A 19997-nucleotide genomic window follows, 5' to 3' on the forward strand; every position below is an offset into this window, starting at 1 on the left:
GATGTCGGTCCCGCATCCAGGTGGTGACCCGAACGCGAACCTCTACGCCCAATTGAAGCGGGACGTCCTCGACCGTGTCCCCCAGATCACGGCCGTCGAGTACGTTCCTGACGATATCGAGGCCAAGCAGCTACGGGCGGTTTTTGATCCAGCCCGTCTGGATCCCCCGACAGGCCCTGATTCGCCGGAACTGACCGTCAAGTGGTATCGACAGGCCCCTCACGATTGGTTCCGTATCAACTACACCGATCCGAACACGGGCTTTCACGCCGGCTGGCACCAAGACGAGGACCATCCCGATCTCGGACGGGCGCATTTCCAGTACTCTGCCGCCAATACGGAGGACCGCTGTGGGATCACATTTGAACACGAGACTCCTTCCCTGATCCTCTGGGAAATCGTCGAAGCACTCCTCGAGGATGTTCGTCTGACTTACCAGTACGCGAACGAAGAACCATGACTCCCCGAGAACGCTCCGATCAGTCACTCGCGAGTTCCTTCGAGCGCTATCTCCAGGACAAGGGGAAAGGCCGCGGTGGCGACGGCGGGAACTATCGACGAAACGCTGCACGCGAGCTCGAGCGGTTCGTCAAGTGGGCCGCTGGCGACCGCGGCGACGACTGGATCGGGATCGTCCCCGATGACGTCGACCGCGAACCCACCTTCGAAGATCTCGACGAACGCGTGTTCCGGGAGTACGCCCGGCATCTCGGTGGAGATCGGGGACTCAAGCAGAACACGGTACAAACCTATTACCGCTATATCTCTGCCTGGTGTGGGTGGTGCGTCAACGAGGGATATCTCGAGGCGCATTACGCGCAGCGGGCCAGTGCGATGGCGCCGCTGCCGGAGGACGACGGCCGCAAGCCCGGCGACCAGCAGGCCTGGACGTCTGAACAGCGCCACGCCCTCACCCGCCACGTCGACGAACGGGCCCGCGACGCCGTCGAGGCGTACACGATACTTCCGGAGGATACTGACCCCCTCGACAAGCAGCGAAGACGCTACGCGGCGCTGAAGGCGGCTCGTGACCGGGCGCTGGTGTTCGTCCTCGCGTACACCGCCGTCCGCGTCGGCGAACTCCTCCGGGACCCGAATGACCCGCGCCGACGCGGTGTTCGCTGGGAGGACATCTCCCTTGACGACGGGAGTATGGACGTCTACCGGAAGAAACAGCAGTGGGACGCCGCCAGTCTTCCCGACCCGGTGATCTCGCCGCTCCGGAGCTACCGCCAGCTGATGGACCCACCGACGGAGCGGTGGCCGGTGTTTCCAACGTTCGACCAACGGACGCTCGCAGGGCTCGTCCGGGAAGAGCTAGCCGAACGAGGGGAACGCTCAGAAGCAATTATTGAACGCCGTGAAGAATACGCTCGCGACCTCCTGCTGGCGCTCGATTGGGACATTCGGCCGCCGTCGATCACGACCGATGGTGCACGGTCGATTCTCCAACGACTCACCAAGGAGGGGGAGGTCGACATCGTCCACCCGAAACACGACTACCTCGCTCCTCACGGCGGTCGACGAGGCATGGGAGAGGTCCTCGTCAGAGCATTCGGCTACACGGTCGCAGCTCGATATCTCGACAACTCGGAGGAGATGGTCCGCGAGCGCTATTCCCACATCGAGGCAGGCGAACTTGGAGACGTGGCGACTGAAGCTCTCAACGAGGTTGACCACATAGGGAAGTGATCGCCTTCTACAGTTGCTCTCGATTGGTGCTGCGAGCGACACGTACGTTGATAGGGAGTGGACACGTTATTCTCTAGCAGACCGACTGAACGATTCCGACCCCGGCCGTCCGTGAACGAGCCATCAATTCAGCGTACCCATGCCAGTTGACCCCGTGTGTGGGATGGAAATTCCACCCGAATCTGCCGAAGCGACAACCGAGTACGAAGGTGAGTCGTTCCACTTCTGCTCGAACGACTGCCAAGCGTTGTTCGATAGCGCTCCCGAGAAGTACGTCGAGACGCCCCATCCACATCTCGTCGAGGCGAGTGGAGCCATTCTCCCTCGCCTGCCATATGGCCGGGCAAAAGGCGAGTTCGATATCGAAATCGAAGATCCCACGTCGCTCCAGGAGGGCGACAGCGTTCGCTTCTCGAAGGAGATCACGGACGACGACGTCCGAAAATTCGCCGAAGCGACCAGCGACACGAACGCCCTCCACCTCAACGACGCGTTCGCTGAGAAGACGCGGTTTGGCCACCGGATCGTCCACGGGACACTCGTCTCCGGACTCATCAGCGCCGCCCTCGCGTGTTTTCCCGGCCTCACGATCTACATCTCGCAGAATCTCGAGTTTCGACGCCCGGTCGACATCGGCGAGTCACTGACGGCTCAATGCAAGATCGTCGACGAACTCGAAGGCGACCGGTATCGGCTCACGACGCGCATCGAAAACGACGCTGGTGAGATAGTCCTCGATGGAACAGCGACAGTGCTGATCGACCCCCTCCCGGAGTGACTCGTCCGTACAGCTAGATTAAGATCATGAATCCGTTCACAGTCCCACTGGAGATCCAACGCAGAATGCTCGCCCAGGGAACGGACGCCGCCGAGAAGATGCGCCTACTTCCGGATCGGCTCGAAGATCTCGCCTCCTTTGAGGTCGGCCAGACGCCAAGTGAGGTCATCCATTCGGAGAATAAACTCGACCTCCTGCACTACGAGGCCCTGACCGACGACCGACACGACGCGCCCCTGCTCGTCGTCTACGCGTTGCTCAACCGACCATATATCCTCGACCTCCAGCCGGACAAGAGCGTCGTACGACGGTTTCTTGAGGACGGCTTCGACGTCTATCTCATCGACTGGGGGGAACCGTCCCGACTCGACGCGTCGCTGACGCTGGGAGACTACGTGAATCGATACATCGACAACTGCGTCGATGTCGTCCGCAATCGAACTGAAACTGACGAAATCAATGTCCTCGGTTACTGCATGGGTGGGACACTGAGTACGATGTACGCTGCGCTACACCCGGAGAAGGTCCGTAATCTCGGCCTCATGGCGACGGGATTGTATTTCGACGATACGGGTGGTATCCTCGAGCAGTGGGGAAGCGAGGAGTACTTCGATCCAGGAGCGATCACCGAGACGTACGGAAACGTCCCGGCGGAGTTTCTCGCGACGGGGTTCGCCCAGATGAATCCCATCGAGAATTACGCCGGGAAGTACACCATCCTGTTCGACAACCTCGAGGACAAGACTGCCGTCGAGAACTTCGGCCGAATGGAACGCTGGGTACGTGATGGGGTCGACGTCGCGGGGGAAGCCTATCGACAGTTCATCGAAGATATCTACCAGGAAAACGCCCTCTACCGGAACGAAGTCGTGCTGGATGGCGCCCCCGTCGACATCGAGAATCTCACGATGCCGGTCTTACAGATCATCGGCTCGTTCGACCACCTCATCCCGCCGGACGCGAGTAAACCATTCATGGACACTATCCCAAGCGAAGACACCGACATCTACGAGTTTCCGACCGGTCACGTCGGGATGGCCGTCTCGGGCAAGGCCCACGCGGAGCTGTGGCCCCGCGTGGCGACGTGGTTTCGAGAGCGGTCGGTGACCTCGACCAAAGGAACGGATACACCCGGCGGGAGCGATGTTCCAGAAGGAGCTGACCAGGAACAGTCGTTGCAGAAGCTCGACGGCATCGGACCAGCGTACGAGGAGCGTCTTCATGACGCCGGGATTTCTACGGTGAGTCAACTCGCAGCCGCGGATCCGGCCGCGCTCGCTGAGCGACTGGGTATCAGTGGCTCACGAGTGTCGTCGTGGATCCAGCAAGCCCAACAGCTCTCCAGCTAGTTCGCTCCCCGCGCTGTTTCCCGGACAGTTTCCCCGGTGACATCTACGACGGATCCCTATGTGATGACGATGCCACCGTCGATTTCCATGTACGGGTGTCCATAGCCACAGTAGGTCAGGCAACTCAGCGTGTAATCGCCCCGTTGCGTCGCCCCTAACTGTCGAACGATGGGTCTGGTGGCATTTTGCGGAAGTGCAACCGGGTGCATCATCATTCCACCGCCCATGTGAACCTGTCCGGAGGGCATGATCGCGAGGCTATGATCTGGGTACTGCTCGTTCGCTTCTTCGAGTAGCTCGTGGAAGTCGCCGTCGGCCGGGTCCGGGATGCGTTCCGCGTTTCGTTCTTCGAGGGCCTCGTGGTCGGGGAGGGCGTCTCGAATCGACGCCGGGAGGGATTGGACGGCCTGACTCGCGAGCGTGTTGAACGATACGACACGGAGAACATCGTTCCGTTGCAGTCTGATGCGGTCCTGTTCCTCGCCGGAGTCGTCGACGATGATGAAGCCCCAGTGATACGCGCCGACGTAGATCGTTCGATCGACCCCGCCGCTGCTTCCCGGGAGATTGCCGACGCAGCCCGCTAAACCTGCGATGCCGGCTCCGAGCGCAGTGAGAAACTCGCGTCGCTGTACTGTCGGGGACATGATTGCAGACTACTGCGACTCCTCGCGGGTGAGTTTCGCACGCCGTTCTTCGAACTCCTCGTCGGAGAGATCCCCTCGTGCGTACGCTACTCGGAGCTCTTCGAGTGCCCTATCAGTGGTTAGCGACGACCCGACCCCACCGACGAGGCCGCGATAGAGGAGGTAGCCGATGCCGACGAGGACGACGAGCCAGACGAGCATCATCCCGACGCCCCACAGTGGCGAGAGGCCGCCGGCCGTGCCGCCGCCCCACCACCAGCCCATCATTCCCATCATTGGAGCGGCGAAAACCATCATTAACATCGGAAACAGGACGACCACTGCGAGGACGATTAGGACGATTCGGAGCAGCCCGTCGGACGTGCGCTCTGTCGACATGGGTAACCACTACTGACTTCGCCGGCTGCATTCATAAAGTTGGACGACCAGAACTGCTCTATTGGTAGTTCCTGGGCGGGGTGGCGGCCAATACGTCGCTCCGTGTCTTGCTTGGGGTGAGCGCACTCAGCAGCAGTGGGGGTCGTCAGGCGACCACTCGCACGCGTCGCCAGCCGTCAAGTTGTTTTCGTCCACGTAGGTCGAGAGACACGCGTAGTTGCAGAAGTAGGTCGCCGACCCGCAGTCGTCGGTACAGTCGCGCACACAGATCGGGTCGTGGTCGAAGATACGCGATCCGCAGTACGCACAGGCCTCGTCGACGTCGGGAAGTTCGACGGTTGTAAACATACCTGCGCTACGGGCACGAGCCAAAAACGCATTTCGTCAGCCGACCATGCATATACGTTGCTTCCGGGCTGTCCGCGGCGGAGGCGTGAGACGGAGCGACTAGAATTCGACCGCTCCGATCATCGGTTCGCCGACACACTTCGGGCAGACATCGGTGTCGTATTCCGCCATACAGTGTCGGTGGCAGGAGACCCCGCAGTGCTCGCAGACGAACACCTCGTCGTCGCTAGCGCATTCCGAGTCACAGATGTAGCACTGAACCATGGATACTCGAACGTTGGCTCGCAAACCGCATCAACGCTATGCTCGGCGCCTGATAGATGTCTGATTTTCATGACGGCTACCGCCCAAGTCTATCCCTGTTTGGAGACAAAATGAATGCCAAATCGTTGGCTATCCATTGCTCTCTTCGAAATACAACCCAATCTCCGGGTTCTTCGACGGGGTCAACTTTCGATTCCTAACAACAATTCGATTGAATGAGTAGAACGTCTTTCTACGTATGGAAACGACCACGGCACCCACGGAGACGGTCGGTGAGAGTAAGACGCTCGTTCGAGGCAACGCCCTCGAGAAAACCTACGGGTCACGACTCCCGTTGGGACGGTCGACGCCCGTTCTCACCGGTGCGGATATCGAGGTCCGTGCCGGCGAGATCGTCGGCATCGTCGGCGAGAATGGGTCGGGGAAGTCGACGCTGATGAAGATCCTCGTCGGCGTCCTTGATCACGATGTGGGCACGGTTGAACGGACTGGGACCATCGGCTGGTGTCCGCAGGAGCCCCTGCTCTACGATCGGTTGACCGTCTCAGAAACGTTCCGACTGTTCGGCGCGGGGTACGGGATGAGTCGCGAGGAGATCGACGCGGCGAAACGGCGACTGGCGGACGAACTCGACTTCGAACGGTACCTCGATTACCGAGTTGACCAGCTCAGCGGCGGGAACCGACAGAAGGTCAACCTCAGCATCGCGTTGATGCACGACCCGGACGTTCTCATGCTCGACGAACCCTACACCGGGTTCGACTGGGAGACCTACCTGCGGTTTTGGGACATGGCTCAGGACCTCGCAGACGACGGCACTGCTGTCGTCATGATCTCTCACCTCATCGAGGAACGAAGCCGTCTCGACCGCGTCTTCGAGGTGCGGGATGGTCTGGTCCACGACGTGACCGACGAAGAGACCGTGAGCGAACTCAGGAGCGACCGGGAGGGAGACGATGAATAGGTTCGCCGTGGGCGTTCGATCAAACGTTAGGACGTTCCTCAGGACGCCCCTGAACGTGGTCCTCGCGCTGGTGCTGCCGCTCGTGGTCATCGAGGGGTGGGGACAGGCGATGGCGGGGCTACCGTCGATGCCGACCGTCGAGGCGATTCCGCTCGATCTCGGGCGCGTACTCGGCGCGATCTTCGGCGTCGCCATCATCGCTGGGCTGATGGGTCTGGTCCAGATGATCAGTGCCCGGGAGGCCGACCGACGGCTCGTCCAGACCGGGTACTCGCCGAGGACGTTACTTGCGACGCGGCTGGCGACTCTCGCGGGTGTCACGATTGTCGTCGCGGGGGTGAACTTCGGGGTCCTCTGGCTGACCGTCGAACCCGAGGCACCGCTGCTCGTGTTCGCGTTCCTCGCGCTCGCGGGCGTCGTCTACGCCTTCCTCGGTGCGCTCGTCGGCGCAGTGCTTCCGCGGCTGTTCGAGGGGTCGCTCGTCGTCGTGTTCCTCGCGATGATGGACGCGTTCCTCAGTGGCGACAGCCCGCTCGCCGCGGATGTCCCCGACTTCGTCCAGTACTTCCCGCTGTATCATCCGAAAGAACTTCTCCAGTCGGCCGTCTTCGACGGCACGTTCGCGGCGGGCGACCTCGCCTTCGTTGGCGGATACGTTCTCGTGTTGCTCGTCCTCGTGACTGCCGTATTCGGTGCGACGATGCGCACGTCTGGGGGGTGGTCAGCGTGAATCGAACGGCCACGGCGTTCGGTATCGGGCTCCGGGAACACGCCCGTAACTACGTCCTCGTGGCGCTCCTGGTGATTCTCCCAGTGTCGTTCATCACGCTCGCCTTTGCGGTCACCCAGGACGTCCAAATGCCGGTCCGGACGCTCGTCGACGGCGAGACGACGACCGTGATGCGAGGGATGCCCGAGGTCCATGGCGTGATCATGACACCGATCACGAGCTCGTTTATCGCTGGCTTGGCCGGCCTGTTCCTGATGCGCGAGGCGAGAGATACGGACGGCCGCCTCGCGGTTGTCGGCTATCGCGCCCGCGAGGTTATCGCCGCACGGTTCGGCGTCCTCGCCGTGATCACGCTTGTCGTTGTCGGCGTTTCCGTGGGCGTGATGCTCGTTGACTTCCAGCCCGAACAGCTGTGGTGGTTCGTCGCCGCGATGGTCATCCTTTCAGTTACCTACGGACTTATTGGGATGCTCGTCGGCGCCGTCTTCAACCGTCTGGCCGGCCTGTGGATCATGTTGATCCTCCCGATGATCGACATCGGTCTCTTCCAGGACCCGCTGTTCGTCCAGTCGGAACCCGAGTGGTGGATGAAACTCTTCCCAGGGTATCATCCTGTCCGGGTGATGGTCGATACCGGACTCACGACGGACCTCGATACTGCTATGTCGCTCGGTTGGGGATTCGGCTACCTCCTCGTCGTCGGACTCCTCGCTATTTGGGTGTACTACCGAGGAACTCGAGCGACGTGACGACGCAATCGAAAGAGGGCAACCTCCGCAGACGGACGAATTTACAGACGTCTCCCCGAAGGGGTTTGTTGACTCACCTCACAGGGAACGGTCGTCTTGCCTGTCCTCCAACCGTTCACGACGCTGCTGGAACTCTTCTTCGTCGATCTCACCTCGTGCGTAACGGCGTTGGAGGGTTTCCATCGCAGACGTATCACTCCGGGAAGGAGCGTCACCTCGACCCAGTGCCCAGTAGAGGAGTCCACCGATCAGTCCCAGCATTCCGAGTGCCCCGCCGACGAACGGGACGCCGCCCCATCCGCCCCTCGAGCCACCCATCATGCCCCCTCCGCCGGGCCCCATCATGCCGCTATCGGTGCTCCCGCTTCCGTCGACGTCCGAGCCGATGGCCACGGCGCCGTTCTGAACAATCGTCTCGCTGTCGGGGACCTCGCCGTCCGGTATCGGGCTGTCTTCAGCTGGACCGCCAGGGCTACCAACGACGATGCGACCGACCATGCCGACCGTCTTGTGCGGGATGCAGTAGTAGTCGTACGTGCCTGGCTCTTCGAACGTGTGCTCGAAGCTCCCCTGCGAGATGGTCCCGCTGTCGAATGCGCTGGCGTCGGATGGAATCCGGTCCTCGTAGGCGGTCGCCGAGTGGGCTCCGGCCGCTAGCTCGAAGCGAACGGTCGTGCCGGGTTCGACGTGGAGTCCGATCGGGTCGAAGTAGTTGTTGCCCATTTTCACGACGGACGTCTCCTGTGCGGCGACTGGTTGGGTGAATCCCGCACTCGCGACTGTGCCAGCACCGAGCGCTCCCAGGAACTGGCGTCTACTGTAGTCTGTCATTGTAGCTGGTTGGCTTCTGTTATCCACGGATGATGCTGGCGAGCCGGTTCGCGAGTCCGGGCGATTGCTGGCCGGCGCTCTCGATGGCAGCCTCCAATTCGTCCCGGTCGACGATGCCGATGAACTCGGCCGTCTGTTCCCCGTTCGCATACACGAGCGTCGTTGGCGTCTTTCGGACACCGTACTCTTCGGCCGTCTCCAGATCGGTCTGAATGTCGACCTCCCGGAACTTGACACCCGGATACGCATCTTCGAGGCCCTCGTTTTTCTCTCGTTGCGTTGCGCACGCTCCACAGGTCTCCTGCGTGAACAGGATAACTTCCGTCATAGTAGCTAGTATGGTCTTGTGCCTTTAGCACATTTCTATTTACATCCGAAAGCTGTGAGGGTCACAGATTCCGGATTCCAAGGGGGCGGACGTGAGTAACGCCGGAGGTTGGTGGTCGGACCGTCACTCCGAGCGTTCGAGCTTGTTCCGACGCGCCTCGAACTCTTCCTCGGTGAGATCTCCGCGGGCGTATGCCATACGCAGCTCCTCCATTGCGGGATTCCGCGACGACTGCGATGCCGTCACGCGACGGAAGACGAGATATCCGCCACCAAGCAGGAGGAGGAGGAAGACCAGCTGGACGAGCATCCCGACGAGTGGCCACCAGCCACTGGTCGTCCCGTATCCACCCATCATTCCACCGTATCCCATCATCCCGCCGAATCCCATCCCCATCGTGAGCAAGGGGAGGACAATGATCGCCCCGAGGATGAGGAGGACGATGGTTGTGGTGTCGAGTTGGTTTGATGATGTCATGGTTCAGATTTCCGTCGATGATTCGAGTTCGTCCGCGACACTGACGAGAACGCGTTCGAACCGGTCGTGGACCTCGTTCGCGATCGAGTCGAGTGCCTCGTTGTCGGCGATGCCGACGAGCTGTTGTGGGTCGACGGCACTCACCATGACCTCGCCGTCGTCGGTTTCGTAGACGATGACGTTACACGGGAGGAGTGCGCCGAGTTCGATCTCTTCGTTCAGGCCCTCGTGTGCCAGCCCCGGGTTGCACGCACCGAGGATGCGGTACTGTCGAAACTCCTCGCCGAGTTTCTCCTCGAGCGTCGCTTGGACGTCGATGTCACAGAGGACGCCGAATCCTTCGTCTTTGAGCGCCGCAATCGTCGTGTCGACGACGTCGTCGAACTCACCGGTGACTGAAGTCTGTATTGTGTATTCCATGAAGTATCATACCCCGTCTACGGGGTTAACGGTTGGGTGCCGCAACGGCGAGCGTTGGAAGTGTGGTGCACCGGTTGGAACAGCAGCGGTTCCGGTCATCCGGTACGTTCGAGCTGTTTTCGCTGTCGATCGAATTCGTCGTCCGAGAGCTCCCCGCGGGCGTAGCGCTCACGGAGTACCGACAGCGACTGCTCTTCGGTCCCACCGGATCCTCGGTTGAGGAGCGCATAGACGAGGTAGAGCGGGACGGCGATGAGGAGCCCCATCCAGAGGAGACCCCAGAGCCCCATCGCTCCGCCGAAGAGGCCCCAGTCACCCCCCATCATGCCGCCGCCGTAGCTCCCGCCGCCGTGGGCAGCAGCTGTTCCAGTCGCTGCGACCAGCAGTGGGACGGCGAGTAGCGCGAATCGACGAGCAGTGCGTCCGATGTGTGTAGTGAGTTGCGTCATTATCTTGCGTTGGTGAATCGTGGTATTCGGTCGAAGCGATCGAAACGGTCAGGGCCGTCAGCAGTGGCCCTGTCCGTACATCCCGCCGTTGTAGTCGTCGTCAGCCATGTCCTGGGCCATCTCGTCGACGGTCACACCCATGTGCGACTCCATCCACTCGACGCTACCCGGGCCCATGTGCTCAGTCATCTGCGCCTCCATCCAGGCCGCCCAGTCATCGGCGGTAGCATTGTCAGTGGGTGCACCGTCTGTGGTCGTGTCGGTGCCGTGTGCGCTGACCACGGGAGCGGCGAACGCGAGTCCGACGATCGCGAGCGCCACGAGCAGCCAGCCGCCGAGTTTGAAGTTGGTCATTGTCTTTCTCCTCGGTTAGTCGTAGAACCGCTCGGGAGTTATCTACGTGGGTGTGAATTCGCGTAGGAGAACGTTCGAGAACGTGTATAGGGCGTTCTAATCGTTTTTCAGGATGTGGAACGTTCATCCCCATCGAATTCACCGGACCTGGGCGGCCGCCTCGAATGTCTCCAGTTCGCGGCGGGGCCGACTCTGACGGTGGGGCTTGCTTTGGAATGTTAACCACAACTCCCGAAAGTATTCCTCCCCTATCAGTGCCTGTACCGGGCCATCGATTGGCTGACGGGAGTATCCTGCTCCGTACCGCGCACCACTTCCAGTGACCATGCCACTCAACGGACTCCTCACACAAATCGAACACGCGCTCGCACCGGTTCGTCACGTCATGAAACCGATTTTGTCGGACCCGCTCGTGATGGGTGTCTGGGCACTGTTCGTCGTCGCGTCCGTGGGCACCCTCTGGTGGGACATCCGCGAGCGGAATCAGGCGCTGCCATCGCTGATGAAAGGTGTCTGGACGCTGGTCGTCCTCTACTCCGGCCCGTTCGGCCTGGCCATCTACTGGTACTCTGGACGCAGCCAGATTAGTCACGACTCGCTCTGGCGGCGCGGGTTCCGCTCGACCGCTCACTGTTATTCGGGCTGTGGGGCTGGCGAAGTACTCGGGTTCGCGCTCCTCGCGGGCCTGCTCGCACTCCAGAGTACGCTCCTCGTCGCTGCAGGAACGTTCGCGCTCGCGTACCTGTTCGGGTACGCGCTCACCGTCGGGCCGTTGATGCAGGAGGGCGTCGGCTTCGGCGAGGCGATGCTCGACGCTCTCTACAGCGAGACGCCGAGCATCACCATCATGGAGATCGCGGCTATCGGAACAGACCTGCTGATCGCCAGTCAGGCCCACATCTCTGATCTCCTGTTCTGGGGAGCGCTGGCGTTTTCGCTATCAGTCGGGTTCGTCTTTGCGTACCCGGTCAACGCCATCCTCGTCTACTTCGGCGTGAAGGAGGGGATGAAGAACCCCGCCGAGATGGGGCAAAGTCAGTCGACGGGGCAGGTACAGGCTGCCGATTAAACACGCGATCCAGTCGCAGACTGCGAGACGGCAGCGTTGGCTGGCGAACCCACTGCTGTCTGAGTGCGATACCGGCTAGGATTCGTGGGTCTGACGCAGATCTTCGCTCGGGTAGATTCGATACGTCCGCCCCTGACGTTCGCGGTATAGCAAGCCACGCTTCTCGAGTGCGCTGACCGTCTGGCTCACCTTGCTCTTCGAGAAATCCGACCGATCCCGGAGTTCGATTTGCGTGATGCCCGGCGAGGAGAGAACTGGTTCGAGGATGCGGCGTTCGTCGTCCGGCAACAGGTCCAGTATGCGGGCCCGAGGCTGAGTTTCTGGATTGATGCCGTTACCTGGTTGAGCGGTCTGGGTCGACGGTTCGGATTCGAAATCAGAGCGTTCCTGGTCGATTTGATCCGAGACATCGCTCCCTTGTCGATCGACCGCCTCCGTGCTGGTGACGTCGTCGCGAACCATCAGATATCCTCCGCCGATGACGACCGAGACGAGGATGGTTCCGAGGACGTACCAGAGCGGATTCGTGCCGTGAACTGCTCCCATCGAGGTTCCCATCATCGACCCCATCTGCTCGAACGCTTGCTGTTGCTGGTACGCTTGCCAGCTGAGCACACCGCCGATGATGAGGACAGCAGCGACCAGGCCACCGACTACCGTATCGGCTCGCCGTCGATTCATCCATCCCGCTTCGGTGTGTCGTGGCATCCGTTCATGAGTGACAGTTGGCGAGACATTGCTGTAGCAGTTGTGATTGGTGTTGGCGGACTTATTGAGAGACACTCTTCAACTGGCACAGATAATTATTTTACAAGTCGGTTTCGTAGTGACACTGGTTGTCGCGGCCGGTATGCTTCCCGTACTGTACACGCTTCGGTGGGCCGTAGTTCGTCCCTGTTCCTTATGTGTACAGGGATGACAGAGCTATCAACTGGCGGATAGCGACCGGACGTGAGGCATCCACGGTGACCTGCCATTACTAAGATATTTCCCGGTATGAATCGTACCGGCTAGTATGGGAACTAGGCCCACGGACCTCCGGATGGATATCGGGCGAATCGCAGATGAGTCGGTTGCCCGTGTCGCCCCCGATGCCACGGTCGCCGAGATCGCGCACACGATGATCTCTCAATCGCGGTGTGCGAGGTATGTAGTGGTGGAAGAGGCCGATCAGCTCGCCGGGATCATCACTGATCGGGACCTGATCGCTGACCTACTCACCGAGGAGAGTGAGTTCAGTGTGCTCGCTGCCGAGACGAGCGGAGACAACATACGAGCCAATGACATTATGACGCGTGACCCTCTCACCGTATCAGCAGATGCTGAGATCCCAAAAGTGCTCAGAGAGATGGACGATGCTGGTGCTCGACACGTCCCGGTCATTGAAGACGAGAGCGTCGTCGGTATGATCACCTTGGATGATCTAATTACGCACGTCGCAGGCGAGAGCGCACATGTTTCAGCACAGATGGATAACGTAGCGGGTATCATCCGCACGGAGTCCACGCACGATTGAAACACACATTTGGTGTCTCAGAGCGCCTAGTGATGCTAATGGCTCTGGGAATCTCCAGATTCTGAGACTTGCGGGTGCTGATGTGCAAATTCGGATGGGTGCTTCTCGAATGATCGCTTGCAGGCGTTCGAGCAGAAGTAGTAGGTCTCACCGTCGTAAGAAACGCTCGGGCTGTCCTCGTCCGTCCGCATCCCGCAGACCGGGTCGCGATATTCCCCCGGCGCACCGAGGCCGCGACGGTAGACGTACAGCAGGAATCCCGAGAGGGCGAACGCGATCAAGTTGAGGTAGAACGTGTAATCAAGCTTGAAATAGGTTTGATCGGAGGCGGTCTGCGCGCCGGCTAGGTTCGGCACGATGTCGAGCGCGTCGAAGAGCAGTTCCATCAGGAACCCTGAGAACGCCATCGTGACGAAAAAGACGCCGAGGATGTAGGCCATCACCTTCCAGCCGTAGTACTTGCGGTAGACGTTGAGGACGGGGATAGTGATGAGGTCGGCGTAGACGAACGCGATGACCCCGGCGAAGCTCACCCCGCCGCCCCAGAGCGCCACCGCGAACGGGACGTTGCCGATGCTCCCGACGAAGCTGATGACGGCGATGGCCACACCCATCAGGGCGTTCTCCGCGCTGAAGAGCAGCCCATCTCCCTGGAGGAAGAGCGTGTTCCAGACCCACTGGGGGACGAAGACGATGACGAAGCCCGAGATGAGAAAGCCCGCGATGACGTCCTTCCAGATCATCGACCACTCTTTGCGGTACTGGTTGCCGATTTTGTACCAGCCACCCCACGAGAGCAACTCGTCGCGCCAGCCGCCGCTGCTCGCCATTTCCTGTTCATAGGTCTCCAGACAGCCCGCCGAGCAGAACTTCAGCGTCTCGCCGCCGTCGGTCACGAGCGAGAACTCATCCTTACCTTCCATGCCACAGGTCGGGTCCTCGGTGACGCCAGCCGCGCTATCTCGTTCGTTCAACTCCTCCCGGACGCGATCGAAGAGGTTCTCGGGAAGCGTCAAATGGACGATGACCGCCATCACAGCGATGAGGATCAGCCCGCCGAGCAGCTCGGCGACGAGGAACTCCCAGCCAAGCAGGATGAGGATCATCAGCCCGAGCTCGACGATGAGGTTCGTCGAGGCGAACATGAATGCGAGGAAATTCACCGTGTGCGCTCCCTTCTTGAACAGCCCCTTCCCGATGGCGACCGCACCGAAGCTACACCCACTGCTCGCAGCGCCGAACACTGTTGCCTTCGTGAGACCACTCAGGTTTCCCTCTCCGAGCACCTGTGCCATTCGCTCTTTGGAGACGTAGACCTGGACGAGACTCGTGATGACGAGCCCCATGATGATGGCCCAAGCTGCTGTCCAGAGGAAGCCGACGCCGATTCGTAGCGACTCGAGAATTCCGTCGACGAGGGCGGCTTGCATATATAGACTATCACAGCCATCTACTTTGTTAATTGCGCTTAGGAAACGGTGGTGTTTCGACGGAGTAATTCTTGGATTCAAAAGTACCTATGGCTATTAGCTGTGGTCAACCCCGCGAGAACTGCGTTCGCGCTCAATAGTGGCTGCGCGTCACTGATTCGGTTCGCTGGCTGTTGTTCGTTCTTTTGACATAGAAGTCTGACCAAGATGAGCGTTGTACTGCTGTTTCTCCCACTATATTCCCGTGCCATGTCTCCAGAGTGACTCTCCCTTTCGAATTGTAAGAGAAACCCGATTGAATGAGGGGAGCGTATCTCTAGTTATGAGCACGACGACCACTCATCAGGACACGTACGATCCGGAATCCACGACCAGTGTGATGCGCCTCAATGCGCTGGCCCTGGCGGGCGCAGCAGCAGTCGTCTCTGCCATCGTGATGCTCCTCCTCGGTGTCTTCGGAGCGATCGGCGTCTACGAGGGAGCTGTCGAGGCGATGGAGCAGTGGCACCTGTTCTTCGAGCCGACCGTCGTCGGAACGGTAGCTGGCATGGTCGAAGCAGCGGTGATCAGCTTCGCCCTTGCGTATGCTCTCGCCTGGCTGTACAATACCCTCGCACGGTAACTCGGAGAATCAAACCATGTACACAGATATTCTCATCCCAACCGATGGCAGCGATAACGTCGAGCCGGCAATCCAGTACGGACTTGATCTCGCTCGTCGATACGATGCAACCGTCCACGCGCTCCACGTCGTCGATAGTTCGCCGATCGAGCGAAAGCTGGATCTGACCGCGCTGGAAACCGATCTGGAGACACTCCCGGACACATGGTATGAGGCTGGCGATGCCGCCACCCAGCAGATCGCAACTCGAGCTGCAGAACATGGCCTCGATGCGATAACTGAGGTTCGCCGTGGCATTCCAGCGCGTGAAATTCGTTCCTACATCACTGATACCGGGATCGACCTCGTCTGTATGGGAACCCGAGGACACACCGGTCTCGACCGAGTCCTGCTCGGCAGTGTAACGACCCGACTCGTCCGTACTGTCGATATCCCCGTGCTCACTGTCAAAGCAAAGCAGGCGCTATCAGAACCCGGAATGCGGGGAGGCTTTGAGACTATTCTCGTCCCGACTGACGGGAGTAAGCCCGCACGAGAGGCAGTCACGCACGCTCTTGATTTGGCTCGGACGTACGATGCGACACTTCATGTCCTCTACGTTGTGGATAGAGGTGCCTACGCGTCTCGTCCGGGATGGACGTGGGACGAACTGCAGCAAGTACTGGAGCAAAACGGAGAGACTGTCGTCGAAGATGTCCAGTCCCGGGCAACTGCCGACGGTGTTTCAGTCGCTGCTGAGATCACCCACGGTGTTCCTCATCAGGCAATCGGAGATTACTGCGATCAACACGGAATCGACCTCGTCGTGATGGGAACACACGGACGGTCCAGCCTTTCACGACGGATCATCGGAAGTGTGACCGAACGGGTTCTTCGGAACTCGGACGAGCCAGTATTGACCATTCGAGGAGTATAGCCGTGGCTCGAGCTACCGGCGAAGCGAGATGAGAAGCACCACGAATCCGAGACCGATGGCGACCGATTCGATGATGTGGACAAGGGCGAGATCAAGCCCCCCGAACTCGAACAGTACTCCTTCGATGAACACACCGAGGGTAATAATTCCAAAGCCAACTGCAGCGTTTCTCATATAGTACGTCCCTGTTCGTCGATACGCCTCGAAACTGTAGTACGTGATCAGAATACCGAGGGCAAGGACAGCCAAGCGGACGGCCACGAGAACGGCTGTTGTCGTATCCACCATTAGTCAGTCCTCCAGTTTCTGCGGGTCACGTCCGTATAGAGCGTAGAGGATCGTGAGCATACCAATCGCGACGATGGTTGTTGCCACCGTTCCCGCATTATGTAAGGTCAGGCCAACCACGTCGAACAAGATTCCTTCGACGATCGCGCCGAAGCTGATAATGGCGAACCCGACCGCGAGGTACAGCATCGATTGACTGTTGCTACGTCGGTACCCTCGATAGGCCTGATAGGCGATCACGAATCCCAGAACCATTGTGACGAGCTTTGCGACGATGAGTCCGGGGTGCATGGTTATTCGGTCCTCATTGTGTTCCACAACCGGGCAAATCTGTCGGGCGCGTCTTCTCGAAGTTCGATACGGACGTCGAATCCTGATTCGAGGAGCTGGACCTCGACGCGGTCGAGTTGGGCTTCGTATTCGCTGTAATGATGACCGTCGGGATCAACGTGCGTTCGCTCGATAAGCAGATCGTACTCCAGTAACGTGTTGACCCGTCTGGAAACTGTCGAGACTGACATGTCACACTCTTCGCTGAGTTCCTTGGCGGACAGCTGTTTTCGGCGAGTCGCCTCGAGGATCGCGCGTGCATAGTCGTCGTCAAGGATTTCGAGAATCCCCGAGATGTCTCGCTCCTCACTCACAGTCCGTGTTGTTGTGGGTGGGTATATAAAGGAACGCCGATTTGCTGACCCAGCAAATCTGCTTTCCGGACTATATGCCCAGACCGTGTAGGTTCACCTGTAAGGTGACCGATGCCATGACCGATTCACTCACGCGTCGACGGATGCTCCAGCTGACTAGCGGTGCGGCAGTCGTTGGGCTTGCCGGGTGCACTGGAACGCAGAACAACGACGGCGGAGCGACGAACGGAACGCCGACCGAGAGTGGCCACGACGACGGCGGCACGGAGTCCGGTCACAGCGACGACGAGGATGGCCACGACGAAGCAGTCGGGGCACCGTCCGATACGGCCGAGGTGCGGATGATCACCGAGGACGGGGGCTACCACTTCGAGCCCCACGTCGTGCGGGTGAACGTCGGGGGAACGGTCACCTGGAACAACGAGAGTGGGAGTCACTCGACGACCGCCTACCACCCCGACAACGACCAGCCCCAGCTCGTCCCCGACGGCGCAGCCGCGTGGGACAGCGGCATCGTCTCCGAGCAGGGTGCGACGTTCGAACACACCTTCGAGACCGAGGGTGTCTACCACTACTACTGTACGCCCCACGAGAGCCTCGGGATGATCGGTAGCGTCATCGTCGGCGAGCCGGACCCCCACGAGCAGGTCGCACTCGAAGAGACGCCGGCCGACAAGCCCGAGCGCGTCCGCGAGAAGCTCGAAGAACTCAATGGGATGATTCGGACGGCACTCGGCGACGACCACGAAGAGGACAGCCAGTAGACCCACATAGCTTTCCCACCGTAGCAAGCACTTCTCATCAGGACGGAGGAGCGTCGACGGATGGGTATTTCAACACAGCACCAAGATCGACCACTCGCGCTCTGGGCACTCATCGCGACGATTGGTGTGCTCGGTGTGTCGGGACTCGCCGGCGGCGGCCAGTTCATCCTCGCTCCCTCGGGGCGTCTTATTGGAATCTCGCCGACGCTTCTGGCTGGTTTCCCGTTCGATAGCTATCTGGTTCCCGGTCTCATCCTCTTCAGTATCCTCGGTGTGTTCCCGCTGGTCGTCGTGTGGGGTCTCTACCGTCGAAAACGATGGGCGTGGCCGGCGGCTATCGCCGTCGGCGTCGCGCTCGTCGTCTGGGTCCTCGTCGAAGGGGTCGTCATCGGATTCGGGAAACGGTTGCAGTATCCCCACCTCATCCAGGGTGTGGTGATCGTCGGTCTTGCAGTACTTCCCTCTGTTCGAGCGGCTCTCAGATGAGCACGTTGTACCCGACGTGGGCGAACGCGAGGGCGAGATACCCGAGCACGAGCGCCGCCAGGGTTCGTCGAGAGAGTGATGGGAACCCGATGTCGTCGGAGCCGTGAATCCGCTCCCCGAGTGCGTACGCGAACCGCCCGGCGAGTAACGCGAACGGCAGGTGGACGAACACCAGCGGGAGCACGAGCGAGTCGAACTGGACTGTCGCCTCCAGCCGCGACAGGTACTCGAGTTTGAGCACGAGTTCGAGGAGCGCAACGGTCAGCCCGGAAGCCACGGTCGCGAGCAACCCCTCGGTCTTCGAGAGGAGCTGGCCTCGCCAGTAACTCCAGCCGTAGAAGACGAGTATCAATGGGACGAACCGGACAAATGCCTCCTCGACGAGTCCGACCAGAAGTGTCCAGGTCGCGACGGTCGTCACTCCGAGCAAGAGAAGTTCGAACTGGTAGGCGATCCACACGCCAACCCCGGTCACGACGCTGCTCACGCCCACGAGCCCGACCAGTGACCGATACTGGAGCGTCATGAGTGGTGACGAGACAGTGTCTATACGTCAGCGCGCACCGAAATAGGCGTACCCGTTCGAAACGCGTACACGAAGAGCATTTATTACTGCACCCCTGTTACATGGTACCACGGGAACCCAGCGTAGCCACGCACCATACTGCTATGCCCACCGATGACTCCGCGTCCGTCTCTCGCCCGTCCGATACGGAAAGAGACGTTGTAGGGCGAGTGGAAGAGACGATTCTGTCACGGCGGGGGTTCCTCGCAGGACTCGGCCTGGGGAGCGTCGGCGGCGCTGGGGTGGTTCTCGGTCTAACGCGAGCGGGGGAGGGTTTTCAGTCGCTGGCGACGCTTGCGGGTGGGGCCACGCTTCCCGCCCCAACGCGCTACTACCTTCCAGCGGTCGACAGCTTCGGTGACGGTCTCATCGTCCCGTTCGAGGTGGAGTTCACCGACGGGGAGGGTGAGCTGTTCGTGAACCTGAACGGGATCGAAATCCGTCACGACCTCCAGCTCGCGCTCCGAGAGGCGAGGGAGACGGCCACACGTCTCACAGGGGGGTCGCTCACCAACACGGCGACGCACGTCACGTTCGAGCCCCCCGCCTCTGGTGTACTCGCACTCCGCGGGAAGAGCTGGGAGGCCGGTCTCACCGTCGCACTCGTCGCCAGCTTCCGTCAGGAGTCACTCTCACAGGAGACGCTCATCACGGGGATCGTCGACGACGAGGGCACGTTGCTCCCCGTCGGCGGGATCGAGACGAAAGCCCGCGCGGCGCGAGCAGTCGGCGCACGGGAGCTGATCGTCCCGGCGGGCGAACCGACGGACGTGGCTGTTCAAGGGTTCCGAATCGTCGAATCTCCCTCGATTACAGATGCACTCGACCGGATTCTGTGACCGGAGTGCCCCACGGCCGACGAAATCCATGGGAGCGATGATCCAGTCGTCAGATCGCCCACGGGAAACGATTCAAGAGCCGGGGCGCCGTAGCTCAGGG

At 60.4% G+C, this 19997-nt stretch carries 29 protein-coding genes; 14 read left to right on the forward strand and 15 right to left on the reverse strand.

All coding sequences use genetic code 11. The annotated features are described in order from the left end of the window. The first annotated feature begins 1 nt into the window (after nt 1). The 4 genes from NDI86_RS20115 to phaC all read left to right on the forward strand — a co-directional run bounded on the left by NDI86_RS20115 (nt 2) and on the right by phaC (nt 3819). Nucleotides 2–460, forward strand: a complete 459-nt coding sequence (locus tag NDI86_RS20115; protein ID WP_142980818.1) for a hypothetical protein — start codon at nt 2–4, stop codon at nt 458–460. Beyond that, nucleotides 457–1692, forward strand: a complete 1236-nt coding sequence (locus NDI86_RS20120) for a tyrosine-type recombinase/integrase (protein ID WP_310897856.1) — start codon at nt 457–459, stop codon at nt 1690–1692. Before NDI86_RS20115 ends, NDI86_RS20120 begins: the two co-directional genes overlap by 4 nt. A gap of 139 nt (nt 1693–1831) precedes the next feature. Further along, nucleotides 1832–2470 carry a MaoC/PaaZ C-terminal domain-containing protein gene (locus NDI86_RS20125; protein ID WP_310897855.1) on the forward strand — a complete coding sequence of 213 codons (639 nt, stop codon included), beginning with the start codon at nt 1832–1834 and terminating at the stop codon, nt 2468–2470. Nucleotides 2471–2496: 26 nt separating this feature from the next. Continuing rightward, nucleotides 2497–3819 (forward strand): class III poly(R)-hydroxyalkanoic acid synthase subunit PhaC, encoded by a 1323-nt coding sequence (gene phaC / locus NDI86_RS20130; protein WP_417936300.1) that lies wholly within the window; start codon nt 2497–2499, stop codon nt 3817–3819. A 56-nt stretch (nt 3820–3875) separates the two neighbouring features. On the opposite strand, the gene NDI86_RS20135 is transcribed toward phaC, so the two are convergent. From NDI86_RS20135 to NDI86_RS20145, 3 genes are all read right to left on the reverse strand, one after another. After that, entirely contained in the window at nt 3876–4466 is a 591-nt protein-coding gene (locus NDI86_RS20135; RefSeq protein ID WP_310897853.1) for a cupredoxin domain-containing protein, read from the reverse strand. Between the two features lie 9 nt (nt 4467–4475). Continuing rightward, on the reverse strand, nt 4476–4844 hold the full coding sequence (locus NDI86_RS20140) for an SHOCT domain-containing protein (protein ID WP_119712874.1): 369 nt from the start codon (nt 4842–4844) through the stop codon (nt 4476–4478). Nucleotides 4845–4970: 126 nt separating this feature from the next. Next, nucleotides 4971–5192 (reverse strand): hypothetical protein, encoded by a 222-nt coding sequence (locus NDI86_RS20145; protein WP_277524742.1) that lies wholly within the window; start codon nt 5190–5192, stop codon nt 4971–4973. 502 nt (nt 5193–5694) lie between these two features. Here NDI86_RS20145 and NDI86_RS20150 point away from each other — a divergent pair. Genes NDI86_RS20150 through NDI86_RS20160 form a run of 3 tightly spaced genes read left to right on the forward strand, consistent with a single transcriptional unit; the run spans nt 5695 to nt 7899 of the window. Next, complete coding sequence (locus tag NDI86_RS20150; protein WP_277524741.1) at nt 5695–6420, forward strand: ABC transporter ATP-binding protein; 726 nt, start codon at nt 5695–5697, stop codon at nt 6418–6420. Next, nucleotides 6413–7150 carry an ABC transporter permease gene (locus tag NDI86_RS20155; protein WP_119712877.1) on the forward strand — a complete coding sequence of 246 codons (738 nt, stop codon included), beginning with the start codon at nt 6413–6415 and terminating at the stop codon, nt 7148–7150. Before NDI86_RS20150 ends, NDI86_RS20155 begins: the two co-directional genes overlap by 8 nt. Then, on the forward strand, nt 7147–7899 hold the full coding sequence (locus NDI86_RS20160) for an ABC transporter permease (RefSeq protein WP_310902078.1): 753 nt from the start codon (nt 7147–7149) through the stop codon (nt 7897–7899). The genes NDI86_RS20155 and NDI86_RS20160 overlap by 4 nt, the downstream gene beginning before the upstream one ends. 78 nt (nt 7900–7977) lie before the next feature. Here the strand turns inward: NDI86_RS20160 and NDI86_RS20165 are convergent, their stop codons facing one another. The 6 genes from NDI86_RS20165 to NDI86_RS20190 form a co-directional block, all read right to left on the reverse strand. Continuing rightward, nucleotides 7978–8730 (reverse strand): plastocyanin/azurin family copper-binding protein, encoded by a 753-nt coding sequence (locus NDI86_RS20165; protein WP_310902079.1) that lies wholly within the window; start codon nt 8728–8730, stop codon nt 7978–7980. Nucleotides 8731–8749: 19 nt separating this feature from the next. After that, on the reverse strand, nt 8750–9058 hold the full coding sequence (locus NDI86_RS20170) for a thioredoxin family protein (RefSeq protein ID WP_310902080.1): 309 nt from the start codon (nt 9056–9058) through the stop codon (nt 8750–8752). A gap of 123 nt (nt 9059–9181) precedes the next feature. Then, the gene (locus NDI86_RS20175) at nt 9182–9535 is read right to left on the reverse strand and encodes an SHOCT domain-containing protein (RefSeq protein WP_004594615.1); all 354 of its coding nucleotides are present in this window, start codon (nt 9533–9535) and stop codon (nt 9182–9184) included. Nucleotides 9536–9538: 3 nt separating this feature from the next. Beyond that, nucleotides 9539–9955 (reverse strand): DUF302 domain-containing protein, encoded by a 417-nt coding sequence (locus NDI86_RS20180; RefSeq protein WP_310897849.1) that lies wholly within the window; start codon nt 9953–9955, stop codon nt 9539–9541. Nucleotides 9956–10050: 95 nt separating this feature from the next. Next, nucleotides 10051–10404, reverse strand: a complete 354-nt coding sequence (locus NDI86_RS20185) for an SHOCT domain-containing protein (protein WP_310897848.1) — start codon at nt 10402–10404, stop codon at nt 10051–10053. Nucleotides 10405–10461: 57 nt separating this feature from the next. Then, the gene (locus NDI86_RS20190) at nt 10462–10758 is read right to left on the reverse strand and encodes a hypothetical protein (protein ID WP_310897847.1); all 297 of its coding nucleotides are present in this window, start codon (nt 10756–10758) and stop codon (nt 10462–10464) included. Nucleotides 10759–11083: 325 nt separating this feature from the next. Here NDI86_RS20190 and NDI86_RS20195 point away from each other — a divergent pair, with 325 nt between their 5' ends. Next, nucleotides 11084–11827, forward strand: coding sequence for a DUF4396 domain-containing protein (locus NDI86_RS20195; RefSeq protein ID WP_310897846.1), 744 nt, complete (start codon nt 11084–11086; stop codon nt 11825–11827). A 75-nt stretch (nt 11828–11902) separates the two neighbouring features. Here NDI86_RS20195 and NDI86_RS20200 read toward each other — a convergent pair whose 3' ends face one another. Further along, nucleotides 11903–12508, reverse strand: a complete 606-nt coding sequence (locus tag NDI86_RS20200) for a helix-turn-helix transcriptional regulator (protein ID WP_345784927.1) — start codon at nt 12506–12508, stop codon at nt 11903–11905. Nucleotides 12509–12842: 334 nt separating this feature from the next. On the opposite strand from NDI86_RS20200, the gene NDI86_RS20205 reads away from it, so the two are divergent. Further along, nucleotides 12843–13343, forward strand: coding sequence for a CBS domain-containing protein (locus NDI86_RS20205; RefSeq protein WP_310897844.1), 501 nt, complete (start codon nt 12843–12845; stop codon nt 13341–13343). A 35-nt stretch (nt 13344–13378) separates the two neighbouring features. Here NDI86_RS20205 and NDI86_RS20210 read toward each other — a convergent pair whose 3' ends face one another. After that, entirely contained in the window at nt 13379–14773 is a 1395-nt protein-coding gene (locus NDI86_RS20210) for a permease (RefSeq protein ID WP_310902081.1), read from the reverse strand. Nucleotides 14774–15095: 322 nt separating this feature from the next. On the opposite strand from NDI86_RS20210, the gene NDI86_RS20215 reads away from it, so the two are divergent. Together NDI86_RS20215 and NDI86_RS20220 are read left to right on the forward strand one after the other, a co-directional pair. Further along, nucleotides 15096–15395 (forward strand): hypothetical protein, encoded by a 300-nt coding sequence (locus tag NDI86_RS20215; RefSeq protein ID WP_310897842.1) that lies wholly within the window; start codon nt 15096–15098, stop codon nt 15393–15395. 16 nt (nt 15396–15411) lie between these two features. Beyond that, a complete protein-coding gene (locus NDI86_RS20220; protein WP_310897841.1) occupies nt 15412–16311 on the forward strand; it encodes a universal stress protein in 900 nt (299 codons plus the stop codon). A 12-nt stretch (nt 16312–16323) separates the two neighbouring features. Here the strand turns inward: NDI86_RS20220 and NDI86_RS20225 are convergent, their stop codons facing one another. From NDI86_RS20225 to NDI86_RS20235, 3 genes are read right to left on the reverse strand one after another with little or no spacing between them, the layout of a single operon-like run. Beyond that, complete coding sequence (locus NDI86_RS20225) at nt 16324–16599, reverse strand: DUF7521 family protein (protein WP_115819528.1); 276 nt, start codon at nt 16597–16599, stop codon at nt 16324–16326. Between the two features lie 3 nt (nt 16600–16602). Further along, a complete protein-coding gene (locus NDI86_RS20230; protein ID WP_049983676.1) occupies nt 16603–16890 on the reverse strand; it encodes a DUF7521 family protein in 288 nt (95 codons plus the stop codon). A gap of 2 nt (nt 16891–16892) precedes the next feature. Further along, nucleotides 16893–17243: an ArsR/SmtB family transcription factor gene (locus tag NDI86_RS20235; protein WP_220619862.1), complete on the reverse strand. Its 351-nt coding sequence runs from the start codon at nt 17241–17243 to the stop codon at nt 16893–16895. A 116-nt stretch (nt 17244–17359) separates the two neighbouring features. On the opposite strand from NDI86_RS20235, the gene NDI86_RS20240 reads away from it, so the two are divergent. Together NDI86_RS20240 and NDI86_RS20245 are read left to right on the forward strand one after the other, a co-directional pair. Further along, on the forward strand, nt 17360–18007 hold the full coding sequence (locus NDI86_RS20240; RefSeq protein ID WP_310897840.1) for a cupredoxin domain-containing protein: 648 nt from the start codon (nt 17360–17362) through the stop codon (nt 18005–18007). Nucleotides 18008–18067: 60 nt separating this feature from the next. Next, the gene (locus NDI86_RS20245) at nt 18068–18493 is read left to right on the forward strand and encodes a hypothetical protein (RefSeq protein ID WP_310897839.1); all 426 of its coding nucleotides are present in this window, start codon (nt 18068–18070) and stop codon (nt 18491–18493) included. Here the strand turns inward: NDI86_RS20245 and NDI86_RS20250 are convergent. Then, the gene (locus NDI86_RS20250; protein ID WP_310897838.1) at nt 18486–19019 is read right to left on the reverse strand and encodes a hypothetical protein; all 534 of its coding nucleotides are present in this window, start codon (nt 19017–19019) and stop codon (nt 18486–18488) included. The two genes, NDI86_RS20245 and NDI86_RS20250, sit on opposite strands and share 8 nt — an antisense overlap. 209 nt (nt 19020–19228) lie before the next feature. Here NDI86_RS20250 and NDI86_RS20255 point away from each other — a divergent pair, with 209 nt between their 5' ends. Continuing rightward, a complete protein-coding gene (locus NDI86_RS20255) occupies nt 19229–19897 on the forward strand; it encodes a S16 family serine protease (RefSeq protein ID WP_310897837.1) in 669 nt (222 codons plus the stop codon). Nucleotides 19898–19997 lie beyond the last annotated feature (100 nt).

Source organism: Haloarcula onubensis (assembly GCF_031624605.1).
Classification (GTDB): domain Archaea; phylum Halobacteriota; class Halobacteria; order Halobacteriales; family Haloarculaceae; genus Haloarcula; species Haloarcula onubensis.